We start from the raw sequence: 19,532 nt of genomic DNA, 5'->3' as shown, positions 1-19,532 counted from the left end.
TAATAGGTTAACAGCACTACTGAAGAAAATATCATCAGGTGCTGCGTGAATGCAAAAGTGCCAGTCCGCGACATAAGTCCGGAACATGAAGTGTCTGGACACCATATCCGGTTAACGCAGCATCTATGCGCGGATGGTGAACTAAGTATAACAAGCTTTTGCTAACTGCGTACAAATCCGGAGGTAATTGAGTAAACCACGCCCGGACTGCGGCAGTTGTCGTCATATACACTGCCTTCAAATTTCCCTGTTCGGCCTGTGTTGAAATAATTGACCAGTTTATAGGTACCGGATTTCGCTGATATACTTCTGCTACCTCAATTTGCCATCCTAGTTGATGCAGTTGCTTAATCAGCCAGTCGCGGCCACCTATACCTCTAATCAATAGCAATTTACCTTTACGCTGCTGCCATACAGGCAAATGTAAAACTGCTTCACTATCATGTCCGTTTTCCGGATAAACAATCTGTTTAAATCCATAAGCGGATAATGCCGATGCCGTAGCAGCACCCACTGCCACATGTATTAATTTATCAGAACGTGAAACATAATTTGCAGCAATATGTACGGCACTTGGGCTAACCCAGAAAATAATATTCTGACTCTGGCTTTGACCAGATAGCCGGTTTAAAGCCGCTGATTGTGTCTGTAATTGCAGATATTCAAGTAAAATAGGTTGCCAGCCATAACGAATGCAACAGTCTATATCGGCAGTGGCTGCCAGCTGCGGACGCATTAGCACCAGACATGGTAAAGTATTCATCGGGTAGATAAAACATCATTAATTAACTGCTGCGCACCTTGATCAGCTAACTGCTGTGCAACCATCAGACCCAGCTGCTCTGCTTCACTAATATTTGCCTTTTCACTGGCTCGCAACACTGTTACACCATCTGCAGATGCCACTAAACCACGTAACTCAAGCATGCCGGATTTCTCAGTACAATACGCTGCCAGCGGTACCTGACAGCTACCACCAAGTACACGTGCCAGAGTGCGTTCTGCAGTAACACACGCTGCTGTAACAGAATGGTGTAATGGTTGCAATAAAGTTAGTAAGTCCTCACGATGAGCGGCAACCTCTATAGCCAGCGCCCCCTGACCAGCAGCCGGCAGCAATATTTCTGGAGATAATATACACTGAATTCGCTGCTCTAAACCCAGTCGCTCAAGACCGGCTGCAGCAAGAATAATTGCAGCATATTCCTGTCTGTCAAGTTTATCCAGACGTGTTTGCACATTACCCCGCAGAGGCTTTACCTGCAAATCAGGATACAGCAACCTAATCTGAGCTTCCCGACGCAGACTTGAAGTTCCGACTATGGCATTAGCCGGTAAATCAGCCAAACAGCTAAACTGATGAGAAACAAATGCATCAAACGGATTAGCCCGCTCAGTTATTGCTGCCAAGATAAAGCCATCCGGCAGTTGCATAGGAACATCTTTAAGAGAGTGCACAGCAATATCTGCTGTTCCCTTTTGCAAGGCTAACTCAAGCTCTTTTATAAATAATCCCTTACCACCTATTTTGGATAAAGACTGATGCAATATCTGATCACCCCGGGTTGTCATACCCTGAATTTCAACAGATAACCCCGGATATGCAGTCTGAAGACATTGCTGTACATAATGAGCCTGCCACATAGCTAAAGTGCTCTCGCGGCTGGCAATGACTAAATCATTTTTTGTCATATTAATTTACAAGAATCAAGAAAATCAGAACAGAAATTTTAGCACTAACTAAAATTTGATTTTGATATAACACCCGTATCAGCAGAATAAAGAATGTGCTTCAGGACGTTGCAGTAATTCATTAACCAGACCAGATACACCAGCCTGAGCCGGTGCGCGAATAATCTGTACATTTTGCAAGCCATCAATCGGCTGGGGATCAACAAGGTAAATTTCAGCGTTCGGTGGTATATACTGGATTAGACCAGCGGCCGGATAAACCTGCAAGGAAGTGCCAATGATAATTGCAATATCAGCTGAACGCATCACTTGTATAGCCTGTTCAATCATAGGCACCGCCTCACCAAACCAGACAATATGCGGCCTCATCGGAAAACCATTAACATCAACATCTGTTACTTTCTGATCCCCCGGGCAATCCACAATATAATTTTCATCAACACAGCTTCTGGCTTTTAATAACTCACCATGTAAATGTAAAACATGAGTACTTCCGGCTCGCTCATGCAAATCATCTACATTTTGAGTAATTATATCTACATCATAACCATCTTCCAGACGTTTCAGAGCAACATGAGCAGAATTAGGTTCGGTTTTTAGCAGCTGACGTCTCAGGTGATTATAAAAATTAAGCACATATAATGGCTGACGCTTAAATGCCTCCGGTGTTGCCACATCCTCTACACGTTCACCCTCCCACAAACCTCCCTGATTACGAAAAGTCTGTAAACCGCTTTCAACACTAATACCGGATCCGGTTAATACAACAATATGCTGTCTGTTTGAGTTGGGCATAAATTCCATCATCAGATATGTATAAAAGCCGTAATCGCTGCTTTCAGTCGTTGTAATCCTGCCTGTAAATCAGCATCACTCAATAACAAACTCGGAGCCAGACGCAAGACATTATTACCGGCAACCAAAACCAGCAAACCATGTTGTAAAGCCAATTGCATTAACTGAGCAGCCTTTCCGGAATATGCCTCAGACATAACACAGCCAAGTAGTAATCCCTGACCCCTTACCTGAGAAAATACACCAGTTGATTCAGCAAGTTCCTGCAAACCTGCCTGTAATTTTTTCCCTTGCTGAAGCACATTCTGCATTGTTTCCGGTGTATTAATAATATCAAATGCAGCACAGCCGACGGCACAGGCCAACGGATTACCACCAAAAGTACTGCCATGGCTGCCCGGTGTAAAACTGTTTCCTATCTGAGCTTTGGTCAGCATTGCACCAATAGGAATACCACAACCCAAAGCTTTGGCGCTGGAAACTATATCCGGCTGAACATCATAATATTGATGGGCAAACAGCTTTCCCGTCCGCCCCATACCTGTTTGTACTTCATCAAAAATCAATAAAGCCTGATGCCGGTCACAAGCCTCTCTGGCTGCCTGCAAAAATTCTTCACTTGCCGGCAATACTCCGCTTTCCCCCTGAATAGGTTCAATGACAACTGCACAGGTTTTATCGTTAACAGCTGCCCGAACGGCTGAGGAATCATTAAACGGAATATGTTTAATTCCGGTAGGTAAAGGTGCAAAATCATTACTGTATTTAGGTTGCCCGCCTACTGATACCGTAAACAAAGTACGTCCATGAAATCCGTTTACACAAGCTATAATTTCATGTTTTTCAGTTCCGGCAAAATGATCTCGTGCATACTTGCGAGCCAGCTTGAAAGCAGCCTCATTGGCTTCTGCTCCGGAATTACAGAAAAATACTTGCTCAGCAAAGGTATTTTCTACGAGTCTTTTTGCCAAATCCTGTGCCGGCTGTGTTGTATAAATATTAGAAATATGCCACAGCTTGTGTGCCTGTGCAGTCAGTGCCTGAATTAACGCAGGATGGCAATGCCCCAGTGCATTAACAGCAATACCGCCGGCTAAATCTATATATTCCTGATCATTATCATCCCACACCCGACTGCCCTGTGCATGATCCGGCAGTATAGGTGCAAAAGTAAAATTCGGGGTTAAGTAGTTGTGCATTTTTCTCTCTATTTATTATAAAAACATAATTTGATTTGTAAAATTATATATTGTTACAGCAATCATGAATTAAAGTCTGATGAATTAAAATATAGCCACAAAACAACTAAATTTTGTATAAGCAATGCAAGATTACCACTTAGATAATAATAAATTCAAATATGTATGCTATTTAATCAAAATATATCAATATCTTTTGCCGCTTAATAATTAAATTTGAAATTCTTTTCACTAAAACAGATACAAGCACAATCCATTAATTAACTTGGAGTTTTAAAAATCAGTCTTGATTAAAATTCAGATTTGTCAGATTGACAAAATAAAAACTACTTCAATCATATTAATATCACATCTGACGTAAGCGATTAATCCTGTTATCCAGTGTCGGATGAGTACTGAAAATCGTATCAGCAGTTTCACTGGCAATTCCGAAAGCCAGCATATCAGCAGGTAAATGACTGGTTTCACCTTTTAATCTTTGCAAGGCAGCTATCATTTTAGGCGCACCTACCAGACGAGCCGCTCCTTCATCTGCACGGTATTCACGCTGACGGCTAAACCACATAACTATCAAACTTGCCAGAAAACCGAATACTGTCTGTAAAATCATGCTTACCAGATAATAAGTACCATGAGAAACCTCACCATTTTCTTTTCTGGCTATAACATCAGCAATACGGTTAGCCCAGAAAAAAACAAAAGTATTAACCACTCCCTGCAACAATGTCATTGTCACCATATCTCCATTGCCAATATGAGCCATTTCATGAGCAAGCACAGCTTCTACTTCATCCTGCGACATGTTATGCAGCAGACCAGTACTTACTGCCACCAGTGAGCTGTTACGTGTAGCTCCGGTAGCAAAAGCATTAGATTCAGGAGAATCATAAATAGCCACCTCGGGCATAGCAATATTCCACTGACTGGCCAGACTGGCAACTGTATTTAACAGCCATGCTTCAGCTGCTGTTTGCGGCTGACCGATAATTCGTCCATTTACTGAATTAAGTGCCAGCGTTTTGGACATTATTAAAGAAATAATAGAACCGGTAAAACCAACAACAGCAGCCAGTAATAACAAAATACCATTGCCATTACTATAAATATTAATACCTAAAAGTGCACAAAGAATATTCAGAACAACATTAATAACAATGATGACTGCAAGATTGGTAGCAATAAACAATACAATACGTTTCACATTATGCCCTTTTAATTTCTGTAAAAATTCATCAGTACAATAATATCAGTGACATAAAAAATAATAATATTCAGTTTTCATTTAATCTGAAAACTGATATTTTATTTATAAGTTCATAAATCAATTATTTAATAGTTTTCGAAATCAAAACCTAAAATTATAATAATAAACATATAATGACATACACGTATATGCTTAAATAATATTATAGCGCTGAAATTTCAAAAACGTACTTGCCCCTGCCCCATAACGATCCATTTCTGACTGGTTAAACCATATAAACCCACCGGACCGCGTACATGGACTTTGTCAGTAGAAATTCCAATTTCTGCGCCTAAGCCATATTCATACCCATCAGCGAAACGAGTTGACGCATTCACCATAACACTGGATGAATCTACCATACGCAGGAATAACTGTGCATGAGATAAATCATTTGTAATAATACTGTCTGTATGATGGCTACCATAATAATTAATATGACTGATGGCTTCACTGACATCATTGACTACTTTTATTGAAAGAACCGGAGCCAGATACTCAGTTGACCAATCAATTTCTGAAGCTGGAATAATATCATTATGCAAAATTTTCTGAGTAAGTTGACAGCCTCGTAACTCAACACCTTTTTCTGAATATTTTTGTTGAAGTACAGGTAATAACTCTGCTGCACGACTAACATGAACCAGCAAAGTTTCCATAGTATTGCACGTGCCGTAACGCGATGTTTTAGCATTTACAGCAATATTAATCGCCATTTCTGCTTCTGCAGAAGCATCAATATACACATGACATATACCGTCCAAATGTTTGATAACCGGTATACGTGCTTTTTCATTTACCCGCTGCACCAGACCTTTACCGCCCCGCGGAATAATTACATCAATATATTCAGATAAACCCACCAGTATATCTACACCGGCACGATCAGTATCAGTCAGCAGATTAACAGCAGTTTCCGGTAAGCCGGCTTGCTTTAATGATGATGTAATGACCGAAGCGATTGCTTTATTAGTATTGATTGCTTCGCTGCCACCCCGTAACACGCAACTGTTACCTGCTTTCAGGCATAATATGGCTGCGTCCAGAGTGACATTCGGACGGGATTCATAAATCATACCTATTACACCTAACGGCACACGCATTTTACCGAGCGTAATGCCATTAGGCAGCACACGAAACTCATCCATTTCACCCACAGGATCCGCTAATGCAGCAACCTGATGTACACCATCAATCATTGCCGCAACTCTGCTTTCAGTAAGTTGCAACCGATCAAGTAAAGCAGTATCTATTCCCTCTTTTCGTGCTGCACTTATATCAGTTTCATTGGCAGCAAGAATCCTATTTCGTTCAGCAGACAGACCCGATGCAATAAATGACAATAACTGATTTTTCTGTGCAGTAGATGCCATATTAAGAGCATAACAAGCATCTTTGGCTGCTTTAGCCATTTCAGTAATATACTTGGTTAATTCCACACAAATCTACTTTCTACAAAGACAACACAAAAATCATTCGTATTCTCATATAAAATCACACAAGATACATTTACCCAACTAAAATAACCCTTGCATACCCATTAAAAATTATATGATATGTTAATTAAATCCTCTTTCGAAATCGACTTACAGTGACACAATTAATCAATATGCGTATCTGTTGAATCTTTAAACTGGGTCTGAGGTTTTAATACAATCAAATTATCTACAGCACCTATTGCAGCAATATCCTTGCCCGGATAATCAAGTTCAGTGAGGAAATGGCGTATACAATTAAGTCGTGCGCGTTTTTTATCGTCAGATTTGATTACTGTCCATGGTGCATCGCCGGTATGAGTATGGAAAAACATATCGTTTTTAGCTTCGGTATAATCATCCCAGCGATCCAGAGACTGAATATCAACAGGAGAAAGTTTCCAGTGCTTTAAAGGATCATCACGCCGTGAAATAAAACGACGTAACTGCTCTTCACGGGAAACAGAAAACCAAAATTTAAACAAATAAATACCACTATTTACCAGCATACGCTCCAATTCCGGAGTCTGGCGCATAAACTGCAAATATTCATGAGGCTGACAAAAACCCATTACACGTTCCACACCGGCACGGTTATACCAGGAGCGATCGAAAAATACCATTTCACCGCTTGTAGGCAAGCGCTCAATATAACGCTGAAAATACCATTGACCCTTTTCAGTCTCAGTAGGCTTTTCAAGAGCCACTACCCGTGCGCCACGAGGATTAAGATGCTCCATAAAGCGTTTAATTGTTCCTCCCTTACCCGCTGCGTCTCTTCCTTCGAATAAGGATACAATTTTCTGACCCGACTCCTTAACCCAGTTTTGCACTTTCAAGAGTTCAATTTGCAATTTGGCTTTTTCTCGTTCATATGTTGAACGTCTCATTCGAGTACGATAAGGATAATTTGAAGGTAAAGGTGCTGTAGATGAATCTTCATCAGTATGCCTGCCTTCCAATACACTTCTCTCAAAAACTTTCAATCTTGCTTCTTTATCATTCGTACTAATTTCATCAGACTGCTCAGTCTGAGATTGTTGCTCACTCATATTGTTCCTTTCTTCTTAAACCAAAATCAGGCATAAAACTTATTTTAAAAATTGTGATAATTTGTTGAAACATTGTAACTCAATGTTATGCAACAACACCAAACAATATGACAAATTTAAAACAAACAATCGATATAATTTTTATATATTTATAGACATGCTATCCCCAAATTCAAATTTATATATTTAGAAATAGATTTTACACATTGAATTTTAAGAACATTATTAATTAATTAAATATTAATCATTTAATATATTTATATTTCAATAGTTAATAAAAAAATGGACAATCCGAATGATTGCCCATTTTAGTAAATTACAATTTTATTAATACAAAATTTTAAAATAATGAGTCTAACTGACTATTAGTACCAGATTGCGGGACAACTGGTACTTCTCCGGCATCATCAGCATCACCACTTTTACCATTCGTTTTAGCTGTTACCGGTCCGTCAGCACGATTATCCAATGGTAAATCAGGATTAGTTGTCTGATGTTCTTTAAGAAAATATTCTCCGGATTTCTGAATAATACCGACCGGAACAGGTGTATTCACAATAGGTTTGCCTTTTAATGCATAACGCATATATTCCAGCCATACCGGTACAGCAATTGTACCCCCAAAGGCTGAACGCCCCATACTGCGAGGACGATCATACCCTATATAAACTGCACTAACGATGTTCGGATTAAAGCCTACGAACCAAGCATCCTTATTATCATTAGTTGTACCTGTTTTACCTGCAATATCGCTACGCCCGAGTGCATGTGCACTATAAGCTGTACCATGATTAACTACATCCATCATCATGTGATATAAAATGAATGCATTGCGCGGATCAATAGCCTGTGGCGCATTTTGCTTAGCAACTAATGGCTGCATTTGCGCACGCAGGTTACCACGACTGTCATAAATCCGGTCAATGACATAATTGGAAACTTTAAAACCACCATTAGCAAAAATAGCATAACCTTCAGCCATCTGCATTGGCGTTACCTCACCACTGCCAAGTGCCATGGATAGACTATTCGGAATCTGATCCAGACGAAAACCAAAATGCTGGACATATTGTCTGGCATAGTCAACACCCATAGCCATCAGTATACGGATTGAAACCATATTTTTGGATGCAGTTAAAGCCTGACGTAACGTGATAAACCCAGCATAACGACCGTCTGAGTTTTTAGGTGTCCAAGCACGCCCGCCGGCACCCATTCCCGGCATAACAATCGGAGCATCATTTACCACCGTCGCCGGCGTGAAGCCTTTAGCAATAGCTGCTGAATAAATAAAAGGCTTAAAAGAAGAACCAGGCTGACGTTTGGCCTGAGTCGCACGGTTAAAACTTCGACGATAAAAATCATAACCACCTACCAAAGCTTTTACAGCTCCAGTCTGAGCATCCAGAGCAACAATCGCCCCCTGAAGCTCAGGCTGCTGTACAATTCGATAGCTCTTACCATCACCTCGTACATGTACTACTGAGCCGACACGTACGGCTGCGTCATCCAGTTTCGCATTATTAATGGTTCGTTTAATCCAGTTATAACTACTACCGCTAATTCTGCTTTCACCTACACCGCCTATGTACACCACAATTGAATTTGAACCAAGTTCAGTTACTACAGCCGGCAACATACTATCTACAGCAGAACGATTTGCCAGATACTGTTCTATCTGCTCATCACGAATATCTTCCGGAATTTTACTCAGGTCAAAAAATCCTTCCGCCCCACGATAAGCCGAACCCCTATCAAAATTATTCAATGTTTTACGCAATGCTTCTGTTGCTACAGCCTGATCCTGTGAATTGACTGTTGTATAAACGCGAAATCCCTGCGTATAGGCTGCATCACCATATTTTTCATACATTTGCTGGCGAACCATTTCAGCAACATAGAGTGCATTCTGATCTATAGGTTGCTGATAATGAACGTAATTTAATGGTTCTGCAAAAGCAGCATCAGCCTGAGCAGGTGTAATTTTGCCCATTTCCACCATATTATTGAGGATATAACGCTGGCGCATTTTAGCCCGTTGCGGATTTACAACAGGATTAAAGGTGGAAGGAGCCTTAGGTAAACCAGCCAAAATTGTTGCTTCTGCCAAGTCCAGTTTTTGTACTGGTTTATTAAAATAAACCAGAGAAGCAGCAGCAAACCCATAAGCACGCTGCCCCAGATAAATCTGATTAAAATAAAGCTCAAGAATCTGATCTTTACTTAATTTCTGTTCAATCTTGTAAGCAAGAAGCGCTTCATTGAATTTACGCGTATAGGTGCGCTCATTAGTCAGATAAAAATTACGTGCTACCTGCTGAGTAATCGTACTGGCACCAGATTGCACACCGCCAGTTAGATTTGTAATCAAAGCACGGGTTACACCAATAAAATCGACTCCGCCATGATCATAAAAACGTTTATCTTCAGCGGCTACCACTGCATCTTTCAGCACCTGAGGAAAGTCATTGATTCTTGTAAAAGCACGTTTTTCCTCTCCAAACTGCCCCAGCAGTTTATTATCGGCTGAATAAATTGTAAGCGGCAGTTTGGGTTGATAATGCGTTACTGCTTCCAGAGAAGGCAGCTTCGGATAAGTAACCATAATCGCTACTGCCAGCAAACCGACAGCAAAAAGCGCCAGCCCGGCAAGCAAACCTACGGTTGAAAGTAATAATTTTCTAATCATAATCAACTAATTTTCATTTAAGGCTGCGAAATATATCCAAAATAAAGTAAACTTTGGTCTTAAATTTGTTAGCAACACAGAACAGTAATTTTCAACACCCGACATTACCCGTTTGATAAACAGACAGAAAGCCCTTTCATGAAACTGAATAATTTCAAAATAAATTCAAAGAATAAGAAGGTGGCCACAACATCCTCGAGACAAAGTCTTGGTATCAGTATTACTGATAAAAGCATTAATATGGTGCTATTAAATGCACGCAGTTTAAATCAATTTCGTCTCGAAAAATACGTTGTTGTCCCTCTACCAAAAAATATTGTAGGTAATGGCAGTATAGAAAATCATGAAGAACTTGTTGCTTACCTACAACAGGCAAAACAAAAACTACAAAGTAATTGCCGGAATATTACAGCGGCAATTTCACAAAAGCAGGTGTCAGTCCAATTCCTCGACCGTGATCTGGATACAGAGTATACCGAAGAAGAACAAATTATGGCTGAACTGAGTCAATATGACTCTCTGGATGAAGTCAGTTATGATTATCAGAAGATTGATGCAAACGATCAGGGGAAAGAATGTCTGTTGCTGGTTAATGGTAAGCGGGAAGATGTAAACATACTGATGGATGTCTATACTGATGCCGGAATAATACCCAGCCAGATGGATGTAGATTTAATGGCTTTAATGAATAGTGCCATCACCTGGATCAATTTCAGACAACCGGAACTTACCAATAAATGTGTTGCTGTCTTCAACATTGATTACAGTGAAACCCAGGCAATTATCATGTGCCATGGTAAATTACTCTACAAACAGGAAATTAATCTTGGCTATGATCATTTAATGCAGTCTTTAAGACGCAACTATCAGTTAACCGAAGAGGAAGCATGGATCATGCTTTATAATCCTTCCAAACCTGAAGATTACAATACAGCCGTGGCACAGCCGTTCCAGCAACAGTTTATTCAGGAAATACAGAGGGTATTGCAGTTTTACTTTACTTCAGCCAGTCAGGAAAACGAAATTGATGAAATCCTGATTTTCGGCTACGGCAACAAAGGTGCTAATGAATTTACTGAAAGTATTATTCAGCAGACACGAATACCTGCACAGCAAATCAACCCTGTATTACTGGCACAGCCAAGTGATAACATCCCACAGGCGAAACTACTTCAAGACAGCAGTTTATTAACCGTTCCATTTGGTCTGGCTATAAGAGGATTATAAGATGTTACCTTTATTAAAAATTAACCTGCTGCCTTACCGTGAAGCATTACAAGCCAAGCAAAAAAAGCAATTTCAGACATTATTAGCCGGAGCTGCTCTAATTGGGTTCGGTCTAGCTTTCCTCGGCTATCTGGCTGTTGAAAGTAGAGTAAGCAGCCAGGAAAGCCGTAATCTGGTGTTAGAGAACGGTATTAAAAAACTGGATTCAGAAATAGCAGAAATTTCCAAGCTGCAGGAAGAACGTAAGAACTTTATCGCGCGACAGGAAAAAGTTGAAGAACTATCAAACAAACGATTTGAAGCTGCGCGTATACTGGATACATTAAATACTGTAGCACCTTTGGGATTGTACATAACCAGTATTGAAGCTCAAAATTCCTCTACCTATATAGTCAATGGTAAAGCATTCAGTGATGCTAAAACTGCTGCATTTATGAATGCAATACCGGGACAATTATTCAGCACTCCGGAATTACTCAATATTAAACGGGTAAATAATGTACAAGAATTCAGTATTCGTATTCCTCTGAATAGCAACATTGGGCAACCATATGACATGACTCAGGCAAATCAGAATACTAATCCAATCTCAACAGATACTGCAGATCAAAATGAGTCAGCGTCTGATGCAGCAGCCGCATCAAACTGAAGGAGTAGTTGAACATGGCAAAAAATATTGACTTGAAAGCAATTGATTTAAACTCCTTACCTCAGCAAAGTAAACCTGTACAATTAGGTATTGCCGGAGCAATCATTGTTATTATTCTAATTCTCGCCTACTTCTTTGTTTACAGTGGTTTAAATGGACAAATCAGCCAGCTGCGTGAGGAAGAGGAAAAACTGAAACAGACATATACAGAAAAAAGCCGACAGGCTGCTCATCTTGATGCTTTAAAAGCAGAACTAGACTCTATTAATGGTTCATTTAATATATTATTAAAGCAGCTGCCAACTCAGGCTGAAATTCCGAATCTGATTCAGGAATTACATGAATGCGCAACCAAAAACGGACTGAATATGGACAGTGTAACACCTGCCCAGGTCCAAAATACTGAATCAGATAATCAAACTGACAAAAAATCTGAACAGCAGGTAATTCAGACATTACCTTATAACATCACCCTAACAGGAAATTACAATCAGATTAGTCAGTTTCTCCGCGATGTAGGAAAATTATCACGAATCGTAACGTTGAACTCAATTGTTATTAAACGGAATGAAAAAGATAATACGCTTACTTTGAACGCGGTTGCCAATACCTATAAAGCGCTAACCGATGCAGAAATAAAAGAACAGAACAATGATAAAAAATAAGCCTAGTTTCTGCAAAACAGTACTTTATAACATATATGCAACGGATAAATTATGAATAAATATTTACTTTTTCTTGGTCTTTTCGCATTAGGTGCCTGTTCTTCAGCAAATGAAGATTTACATGAATGGATGCAAAATACCAGACAGCAGGTAAAAACTCAGAATGTTAAACCTAATGAAACCAAGTTAAATATTCAGCCTACTTATACGCCACCTGTACAACCAAAACTAAATATTTTTGATCCGGCAAGATTTAAAGCCGGGGTTCAGGGTTCGAATGCACCAGATTTAAACCGGCCTAAACAAATTCTGGAAAATTTTTCATTAGATGAATTACATTACGTTGGATTGATAAAGGGTGTAGGTAAAGCTCCTTCCGCATTTATTGCTGTAAACGGACATGTATATACCGTTAATGTGGGAAATTATCTCGGACAAAGTTTCGGACGTATTACGGCAATAACGCAAGATGAAATTGTTATTTCAGAATTAGTTGAAGATTCGTACGGTAACTGGACAACACATCGTGCCAGCTTACCTTTACAGGCTGCAGACAGCACCTCCACGGAAACATCCGAACAAGACGACTGATACAAGTAACCCATTTAAGAATAAAAGGTACCAATTATGAAAATGAAAACCATATCTATTTTATCCACTCTGGGTCTGGGTTTACTGAGTCAGAGTATAATGGCAGGAAATATTACTGCTATTAATGTTGGTGCACTGCAAAATCAACAACGATTGATAAAAATTCATTTTGATAAAGACCCAGCACTACCACGGGGTTTTACAACCGAAAATCCTGCACGTATCGCCCTAGATTTTGCAAGTACCGGTTTAACCGTACCGCAGAATCTGCTTAAATTTGATGATTCTGTATTACAGCAGATTGAAGCTGGTCAGACAGCTGACCGAACACGCATCATGCTTTCACTATCAAAAGCAGCACAATATAATGCAACCATAAAAGGTAATGAAGTCTGGGTTTATGTACAAGACCCGCTTCCGGTTAAAAACAAAGCAAAAAATAAACAAGCTTCTGTTCCTACCGATTCTGCTCCGGTATTCAATGCACCTTATCCGGCACCTAATATAACTGAACAAGTAGTTAACCGTCAGACTTCCAGTGTAGCTGATAATGCTTACAATGTTGCTGATCCGGTTCCGGTTAATGTAGATTTTCAAAAAGGTAAAAACGGTAATGGTGTGGTTTCCATTATCGGATTGAATGGCAAAGCACAGCCAACCATTAAAAGTAACGCTGCGACTCTTACTTTAACCTATAAAAATGTTCCCTTATTAACTGAACAGCAACGTAACTTAGATGTTACCGATTTCAGTACACCGGTACGAGCCATACGTTTACGCAGAATCGGTAACGACACTGAAGTTAGCATTCAGATGCAGGGTGACTGGGACTATACTCAAATGACAAGTGGCAATAATCTTGTCCTGCAGATTTCACGCAAATTTGATGTAGAAAATAAGGGAATACAAGCTAATAATAAATCATTTAAAGGTAAACGCGTATCTCTGGATTTTCAGGATATTGATGTCCGCACTATTTTACAAATTCTGGCAAAAGAATCTGGCATGAATATCGTCGCCAGTGACAGCGTTCAAGGCAAAATGACCATTTCATTGAAAGATGTTCCCTGGGATCAGGCTCTGAATCTGGTTATGGAAACACGAAATCTTGATATGCGTCGTGAAGGAAATGTTATCAACATTGCTCCGCGTGATGAATTCATGTCCAGAGATACTGCCTCTCTTGAACAACAAAGGAAACTGGATGATTTAGGTCCGTTAATTTCTCAGACATTCCAGCTTAAATACCGCAGTGTAGAGGATTTTAAGAAAATATTGCATTTGTCAGATGACGGTAGCTCAAGCGATAGTAAAAGTATTCTGAGCCCTCGTGGTAGTGCCTTACTCGATCCGGCAACTAACACTTTAATTATCACTGATATTAGTAGTGTAATTAAAAAATTTGAAAAACTGATAGCTCAGGTTGATATTTCTTCTCAGCAAGTATTAATTGAAGCAAGAATTGTTGAAACTACAGATAGTTTTGCGCGTGAATTAGGTACCAAGTTCGGTTATACTAGAGGAACTACCCATACTGATATTGGCGGTACAGTTTCTCTTCAGGATGATAGTAAAGGTACGACCCGTAATCCGAATTTTGAACTTGGATTTCCAAATATTAATCTGGGTGTAACTAATCCTACTTCCGTTGTATCCTGGGTACATAAATTTGCTTCAGGTGCGTTAGCTTTGGAACTTTCAGCATCGCAGGCTCAAGGTAAAACCAAAATTATTTCTTCACCCCGTGTATTAACTCAGGACCGTAAAGAAGCCAAAATTGAATCAGGTTATGAAGTTCCGTACCAGGAAGCTACTTCAAGTGGCGCTACCTCAACCAGTTTCAAAGATGCTGTCTTGGGGTTGAAAGTAACACCACAGATTACTCCTGACGGCAATATCATTATGACATTGAATGTACAGAATGATCGTCCGATTGCCTGTTCAAATGTCGCACCGGATGTACTTCGTTCAGGCGATATCTGTATGCAAAAACGCAATGTTGTTACCCAGACCATGATTGAAAATGGTGGAACATTAATCATTGGTGGCATTTACAATGAAAATAATGAAAATAGTATAGATAAAATACCTTTATTAGGTGATATTCCGGGCATTGGTAATTTGTTTAAACACAGAAAGAATACCCAGCAACGTAATGAATTACTTGTTTTCATTACACCTCGGGTAGTTGATTCTTCTAGCGCACCTTTGAAATATTAATTAACCTTTTCACCAAAAACTTAGCCAGCCTGTAAAACAGGCTGGCTTTTTAATTATTAAATATCTACAAGGAAAAAAACATTTATTAAAGTTATATTTTCTATTTATCAAATATAACTACTTTTCTCGCTATTATTTTTTAAAGTTAGAAAAACAGAAATATACTCATTTACAGATTATGCTATTCATCAAGTATCTGCATCAGTTTACTAATGCATAAACTACGGCTCTCAGTTACAATGACAGACATGGATAATATAGCTGGCAATCTGATTCTGATCGGTTTGATGGGAGCAGGTAAAACTACTCTTGGTAAACAACTGGCAACAAAATTACATCGCGATTTTTATGATAGCGATCAAGTAATATGTGAACGTACTGGCGTATCTATTCCCACTATTTTTGAAGTTGAAGGAGAAGCCGGTTTTCGGTTTCGGGAAGCAGCAATTATCAGCGAGCTGGTGCAGCAAAAAAATATTGTTATTGCCACTGGTGGCGGTACTATTTTACAAATCGAAAACCGACTTAAACTGCAACAAAATGGTCACGTTGTTTATCTACATGCACAACCAGAAATACTGTTAAGCAGAATTCAGCACGACAAAAACCGACCACTACTTCAAGTTTCTGATCCTCTGGCAAAATTGCAAGAACTATATACTGTACGTGATCCTATCTATCGTGCAACAGCCCATACCATAATAGATGTAGACAGTCCTTATAGCTCCAAGACGATTAATCGATTAATTAAATTATTACGATGCCCCTCTCAACAACTCTCTCTTTTATAACCCATCATGTATACCCTTTCTGTTGCAACTGCTTCACACCAGTACCCGATATTTATTGGCAGTGATCTACTGAAATCCGCACAAAATATTCTTGCTCCTTATTTAAATCATAAGATTGCCATTGTTACCAATGTAACCGTTGCTGAATTGTATCTACCTCAGTGGCAGCAAATCATGAATCAGGCAGGTTATGATTATTTCAGTATTATTCTGCCAGACGGAGAACGGTATAAAAATTGGGAAACTCTCAATTTAATTTATGATGGTCTGATGCAAAACCGTGCAGAACGCCAAACCACCTTATTGGCTTTAGGAGGAGGTGTAATTGGCGATATGGTTGGTTTTGCCGCTGCGACCTATCAGCGCGGCGCACCTTTTATCCAGATTCCTACAACACTGCTCAGTCAGGTAGATTCATCAGTTGGCGGTAAAACAGCAATCAATCATCCTTTAGGAAAAAATATGATTGGAGCGTTTTATCAGCCCCAAGCCGTATTTATTGACTTAAACAGTTTGCAAACATTACCAGAACGCGAGTTTTCTGCCGGTTTAGCAGAAGTAATCAAATATGCCGTATTAGGTGATATTGAATTTCTTCAATGGTTGGAAAATAACATCACCGCATTAATGGCACAGAATCCGTCAATACTGGCTGAAGCCGTTTATCGTTGCTGTCAGATGAAAGCTGAAATTGTTGGTGCCGATGAAAAAGAAGCCGGTATCCGTGCTTATTTAAATCTGGGACATACATTCGGCCATGCCATCGAAGCAGAAATGGGTTATGGTAATTGGCTGCATGGAGAAGCTGTGGCTGCCGGTACAGTACTTGCCTGCCGTTTATCTGAGCAACTGGGTTATTTGAACAAAAAAGATACGGAGCGTGTTATTGCATTATTAAATCAGGCCAGGCTACCCGTTCTCCCTCCGGCGATGTCACTTAAGGCATGGCTTGGACATATGAGCCATGATAAAAAAGTAATTGATGGAAAATTACGTTTTGTTGCACTCAAACAACTTGGGCAGGCAATGATAGCTGATGATATTGTAACCGAAACACTAGCTACAACCCTGAAACCCTATATCTTGTGAAGCATGTTAGAATCTGGGCCTAATTCCATCATCGACTTTTACATTAAACACAAGATAAAGTATGACTAATCAATCCGATCTCCAGGCGGAAAATAATCACGATCATAAACGCAGCATCCGCAGTTTTGTTCTTCGTCAAGGCCATATGACAGCTGCCCAGCAACGCGCCATTGATACTCAATGGCCACTTTTTGGTATTGATTTTAACCAAAATCAAATTGATTTAGATACCATTTTCAATCGTCCTTCACCGAAAATTCTAGAAATTGGCTTTGGGATGGGAGTAGCAACAGCTGCAATTGCCCAAAACCTGCCTGAGTGTGATTTTCTGGCTATTGATGTACACGGCCCGGGCGTAGGTAATCTGCTAAAGCTGATTCAGGAACAAAATATTCAGAATATACGGGTGATGCGCCACGATGCGGTGGAAGTCGTCAATTACATGCTCCATGATAATAGTTTGCATGGGATTCATATTTTCTTTCCTGATCCATGGCATAAAAAACGCCATAATAAACGACGTCTGATTCAGATACCTTTTATTGCCCAATTACTTCCCAAACTGAAGCAAAACGGCTATATCCATTTGGCTACCGACTGGCAGGAATATGCCGATCAGATGCTTGAAGTGTTATCCAACTTCCCTAAATTACAAAATACTGCTGATAATTTTACTGCCACTCCGGCCTACCGGCCGGAAACTAAATTTGAAGCACGCGGAAAACGTCTGGGACACGGTGTGTGGGATTTGATTTTTGTAAAAAAATAACATCAAGAATTAATAAAAAGTAAAGACATTTAAGGTACAATCAACCTGATTGCATTGCGGCAATTCTTTTTTCTGTTAAATAATATTGCTGTCTTCTAAGGAACTGAGATGTTTCAGAATGTCGAATACTATCCGGGCGATCCCATTCTGGGTCTGATGGATCAATACAAACAAGATTCACGTAATCAGAAAGTAAATTTGGGTGTTGGCGTTTATTATGATGATACCGGCCATGTCCCGGTACTGGAATGCGTTAGCACCGTAGAATCGCAACTGGTTAAAGAAAATTTACCACATGATTACCTGCCTATGGACGGACTGCCCAGTTATCGCCAGGCCTGCCAGAAATTATTACTTGGCAGTGAACATGAAGCTATTAAAAGTGCACGAGTTGCTACCATTGCCGGCCTTGGTGGTTCTGGTGCACTGCGCGTCGGTGCTGAATTTATTCACCGCTGGTTTCCTCAGGCAAAAGTTTATGTCAGCAATCCTACCTGGGGTAACCACATCAGTATTTTTGAGGGTGCAGGCATAGAAGTACTAAAATACCCCTACTATGATCCTGAAACAATTGGCATTAAATTCACAGAATTAAAACAATTCCTTCAGCAACTGGATGCAGGCAATATTATTTTGTTACATCCATGCTGCCATAATCCCACCGGTGTAGACCCAAGCCAAGAACAATGGGATGAGCTGCTTGAGATTATCAAACAAAAACAGCTTATCCCTTTTATGGATATAGCATATCAGGGCTTTGGTGACGATATAGAAACCGATACCTATGCTATTCGTAAAGCTGTTGATTTAGGCTTATGTGTTTATATCAGCAACTCTTTTTCTAAAAATCTTTCAATGTACGGCGAGCGAGTGGGTGGTCTGAGTATTGTCTGCCCGACAGCTGAAGAAGCCCGTCTTGTACAAAGTCAGCTTAAATTTACTGTACGCCGTTTATATTCAAGCCCTCCTGCTCACGGCGGTCATGTCGTTGACCGTGTAATGAACAATAGTCAGTTATTCAAGCAGTGGGAACAGGAAGTCTATATGATGCGCGATCGTATTCGCGCTATGCGCAGCCGTTTGCATGAAGTCTTACAAGCAAAATTCCCAGAGCGCGATTTCAGCTATTTTGTAAAACAACGGGGTATGTTCAGCTTCACTGGTCTGAATCCGCAGCAGGTTGAACGTCTGAAAAGCGAATTTGGTGTATATATGGTTGAAAATGGTCGTATGTGCATGGCTGGATTAAATAGCAGTAATATAGAATACGTAGCCAATGCAATGGTTGCTGTATTAAAGTAATTAGTGTCTGAACAATGAAACTGGCTGATTATTAATTAATCAGCCAGTTTCATTGTTTGTATTACCAACACAATAAATTCAATT

17 protein-coding genes are annotated in these 19,532 nt (G+C 39.8%); 9 read left to right on the top strand and 8 right to left on the bottom strand.

What is annotated here, in order from left to right:
- Positions 1 to 34: 34 nt before the first annotated feature.
- The 8 genes from H3T75_RS02480 to H3T75_RS02445 form a co-directional block, all read right to left on the bottom strand.
- Positions 35 to 763 (bottom strand): uroporphyrinogen-III synthase, encoded by a 729-nt coding sequence (locus tag H3T75_RS02480; protein ID WP_198210919.1) that lies wholly within the window; start codon positions 761 to 763, stop codon positions 35 to 37.
- Positions 760 to 1,692, bottom strand: a complete 933-nt coding sequence (gene hemC, locus H3T75_RS02475) for a hydroxymethylbilane synthase (protein WP_198210918.1) — start codon at positions 1,690 to 1,692, stop codon at positions 760 to 762. The genes H3T75_RS02480 and hemC overlap by 4 nt, the downstream gene beginning before the upstream one ends.
- Positions 1,693 to 1,770: 78 nt before the next feature.
- The gene (locus H3T75_RS02470; RefSeq protein WP_198210917.1) at positions 1,771 to 2,487 is read right to left on the bottom strand and encodes an NAD-dependent deacylase; all 717 of its coding nucleotides are present in this window, start codon (positions 2,485 to 2,487) and stop codon (positions 1,771 to 1,773) included.
- An 11-nt stretch (positions 2,488 to 2,498) separates the two neighbouring features.
- A complete protein-coding gene (locus tag H3T75_RS02465; RefSeq protein ID WP_198210916.1) occupies positions 2,499 to 3,686 on the bottom strand; it encodes an acetylornithine/succinyldiaminopimelate transaminase in 1,188 nt (395 codons plus the stop codon).
- A 346-nt stretch (positions 3,687 to 4,032) separates the two neighbouring features.
- Positions 4,033 to 4,887, bottom strand: coding sequence for a protease HtpX (htpX, locus tag H3T75_RS02460; RefSeq protein WP_198208968.1), 855 nt, complete (start codon positions 4,885 to 4,887; stop codon positions 4,033 to 4,035).
- Between the two features lie 221 nt (positions 4,888 to 5,108).
- Positions 5,109 to 6,368 (bottom strand): glutamate-5-semialdehyde dehydrogenase, encoded by a 1,260-nt coding sequence (locus H3T75_RS02455; RefSeq protein ID WP_370570077.1) that lies wholly within the window; start codon positions 6,366 to 6,368, stop codon positions 5,109 to 5,111.
- Positions 6,369 to 6,529: 161 nt separating this feature from the next.
- A complete protein-coding gene (ppk2, locus tag H3T75_RS02450; protein WP_025331034.1) occupies positions 6,530 to 7,456 on the bottom strand; it encodes a polyphosphate kinase 2 in 927 nt (308 codons plus the stop codon).
- Positions 7,457 to 7,796: 340 nt separating this feature from the next.
- Positions 7,797 to 10,145, bottom strand: coding sequence for a penicillin-binding protein 1A (locus H3T75_RS02445; protein ID WP_198210915.1), 2,349 nt, complete (start codon positions 10,143 to 10,145; stop codon positions 7,797 to 7,799).
- 180 nt (positions 10,146 to 10,325) lie between these two features.
- Between H3T75_RS02445 and pilM the strand changes: the two genes are divergently transcribed.
- From pilM to H3T75_RS02400, 9 genes are all read left to right on the top strand, one after another.
- Positions 10,326 to 11,372 (top strand): type IV pilus assembly protein PilM, encoded by a 1,047-nt coding sequence (gene pilM, locus H3T75_RS02440; protein ID WP_198210914.1) that lies wholly within the window; start codon positions 10,326 to 10,328, stop codon positions 11,370 to 11,372.
- Between the two features lies 1 nt (position 11,373).
- A complete protein-coding gene (locus tag H3T75_RS02435) occupies positions 11,374 to 12,021 on the top strand; it encodes a PilN domain-containing protein (RefSeq protein WP_084584936.1) in 648 nt (215 codons plus the stop codon).
- A gap of 14 nt (positions 12,022 to 12,035) precedes the next feature.
- Positions 12,036 to 12,686, top strand: coding sequence for a type 4a pilus biogenesis protein PilO (locus tag H3T75_RS02430; RefSeq protein WP_084547399.1), 651 nt, complete (start codon positions 12,036 to 12,038; stop codon positions 12,684 to 12,686).
- Positions 12,687 to 12,737: 51 nt separating this feature from the next.
- Complete coding sequence (locus H3T75_RS02425) at positions 12,738 to 13,277, top strand: pilus assembly protein PilP (RefSeq protein ID WP_198210913.1); 540 nt, start codon at positions 12,738 to 12,740, stop codon at positions 13,275 to 13,277.
- A gap of 36 nt (positions 13,278 to 13,313) precedes the next feature.
- On the top strand, positions 13,314 to 15,497 hold the full coding sequence (gene pilQ, locus H3T75_RS02420; protein WP_198210912.1) for a type IV pilus secretin PilQ: 2,184 nt from the start codon (positions 13,314 to 13,316) through the stop codon (positions 15,495 to 15,497).
- 239 nt (positions 15,498 to 15,736) lie between these two features.
- A complete protein-coding gene (locus H3T75_RS02415) occupies positions 15,737 to 16,288 on the top strand; it encodes a shikimate kinase (protein ID WP_198210911.1) in 552 nt (183 codons plus the stop codon).
- Between the two features lie 6 nt (positions 16,289 to 16,294).
- Positions 16,295 to 17,377 carry a 3-dehydroquinate synthase gene (gene aroB / locus H3T75_RS02410; protein WP_198210910.1) on the top strand — a complete coding sequence of 361 codons (1,083 nt, stop codon included), beginning with the start codon at positions 16,295 to 16,297 and terminating at the stop codon, positions 17,375 to 17,377.
- A gap of 61 nt (positions 17,378 to 17,438) precedes the next feature.
- On the top strand, positions 17,439 to 18,146 hold the full coding sequence (trmB, locus tag H3T75_RS02405; RefSeq protein ID WP_198210909.1) for a tRNA (guanosine(46)-N7)-methyltransferase TrmB: 708 nt from the start codon (positions 17,439 to 17,441) through the stop codon (positions 18,144 to 18,146).
- A 108-nt stretch (positions 18,147 to 18,254) separates the two neighbouring features.
- Positions 18,255 to 19,448, top strand: coding sequence for an amino acid aminotransferase (locus tag H3T75_RS02400; RefSeq protein ID WP_198210908.1), 1,194 nt, complete (start codon positions 18,255 to 18,257; stop codon positions 19,446 to 19,448).
- Positions 19,449 to 19,532: the final 84 nt, after the last annotated feature.

Origin of the sequence: Snodgrassella sp. W8135 (genome assembly GCF_016101225.1) — a bacterium.
GTDB lineage: Bacteria > Pseudomonadota > Gammaproteobacteria > Burkholderiales > Neisseriaceae > Snodgrassella > Snodgrassella alvi.
The sequence above is the reverse complement of the archived record's forward strand: the minus strand, read 5'-3'. Positions and strand labels throughout refer to the sequence as shown.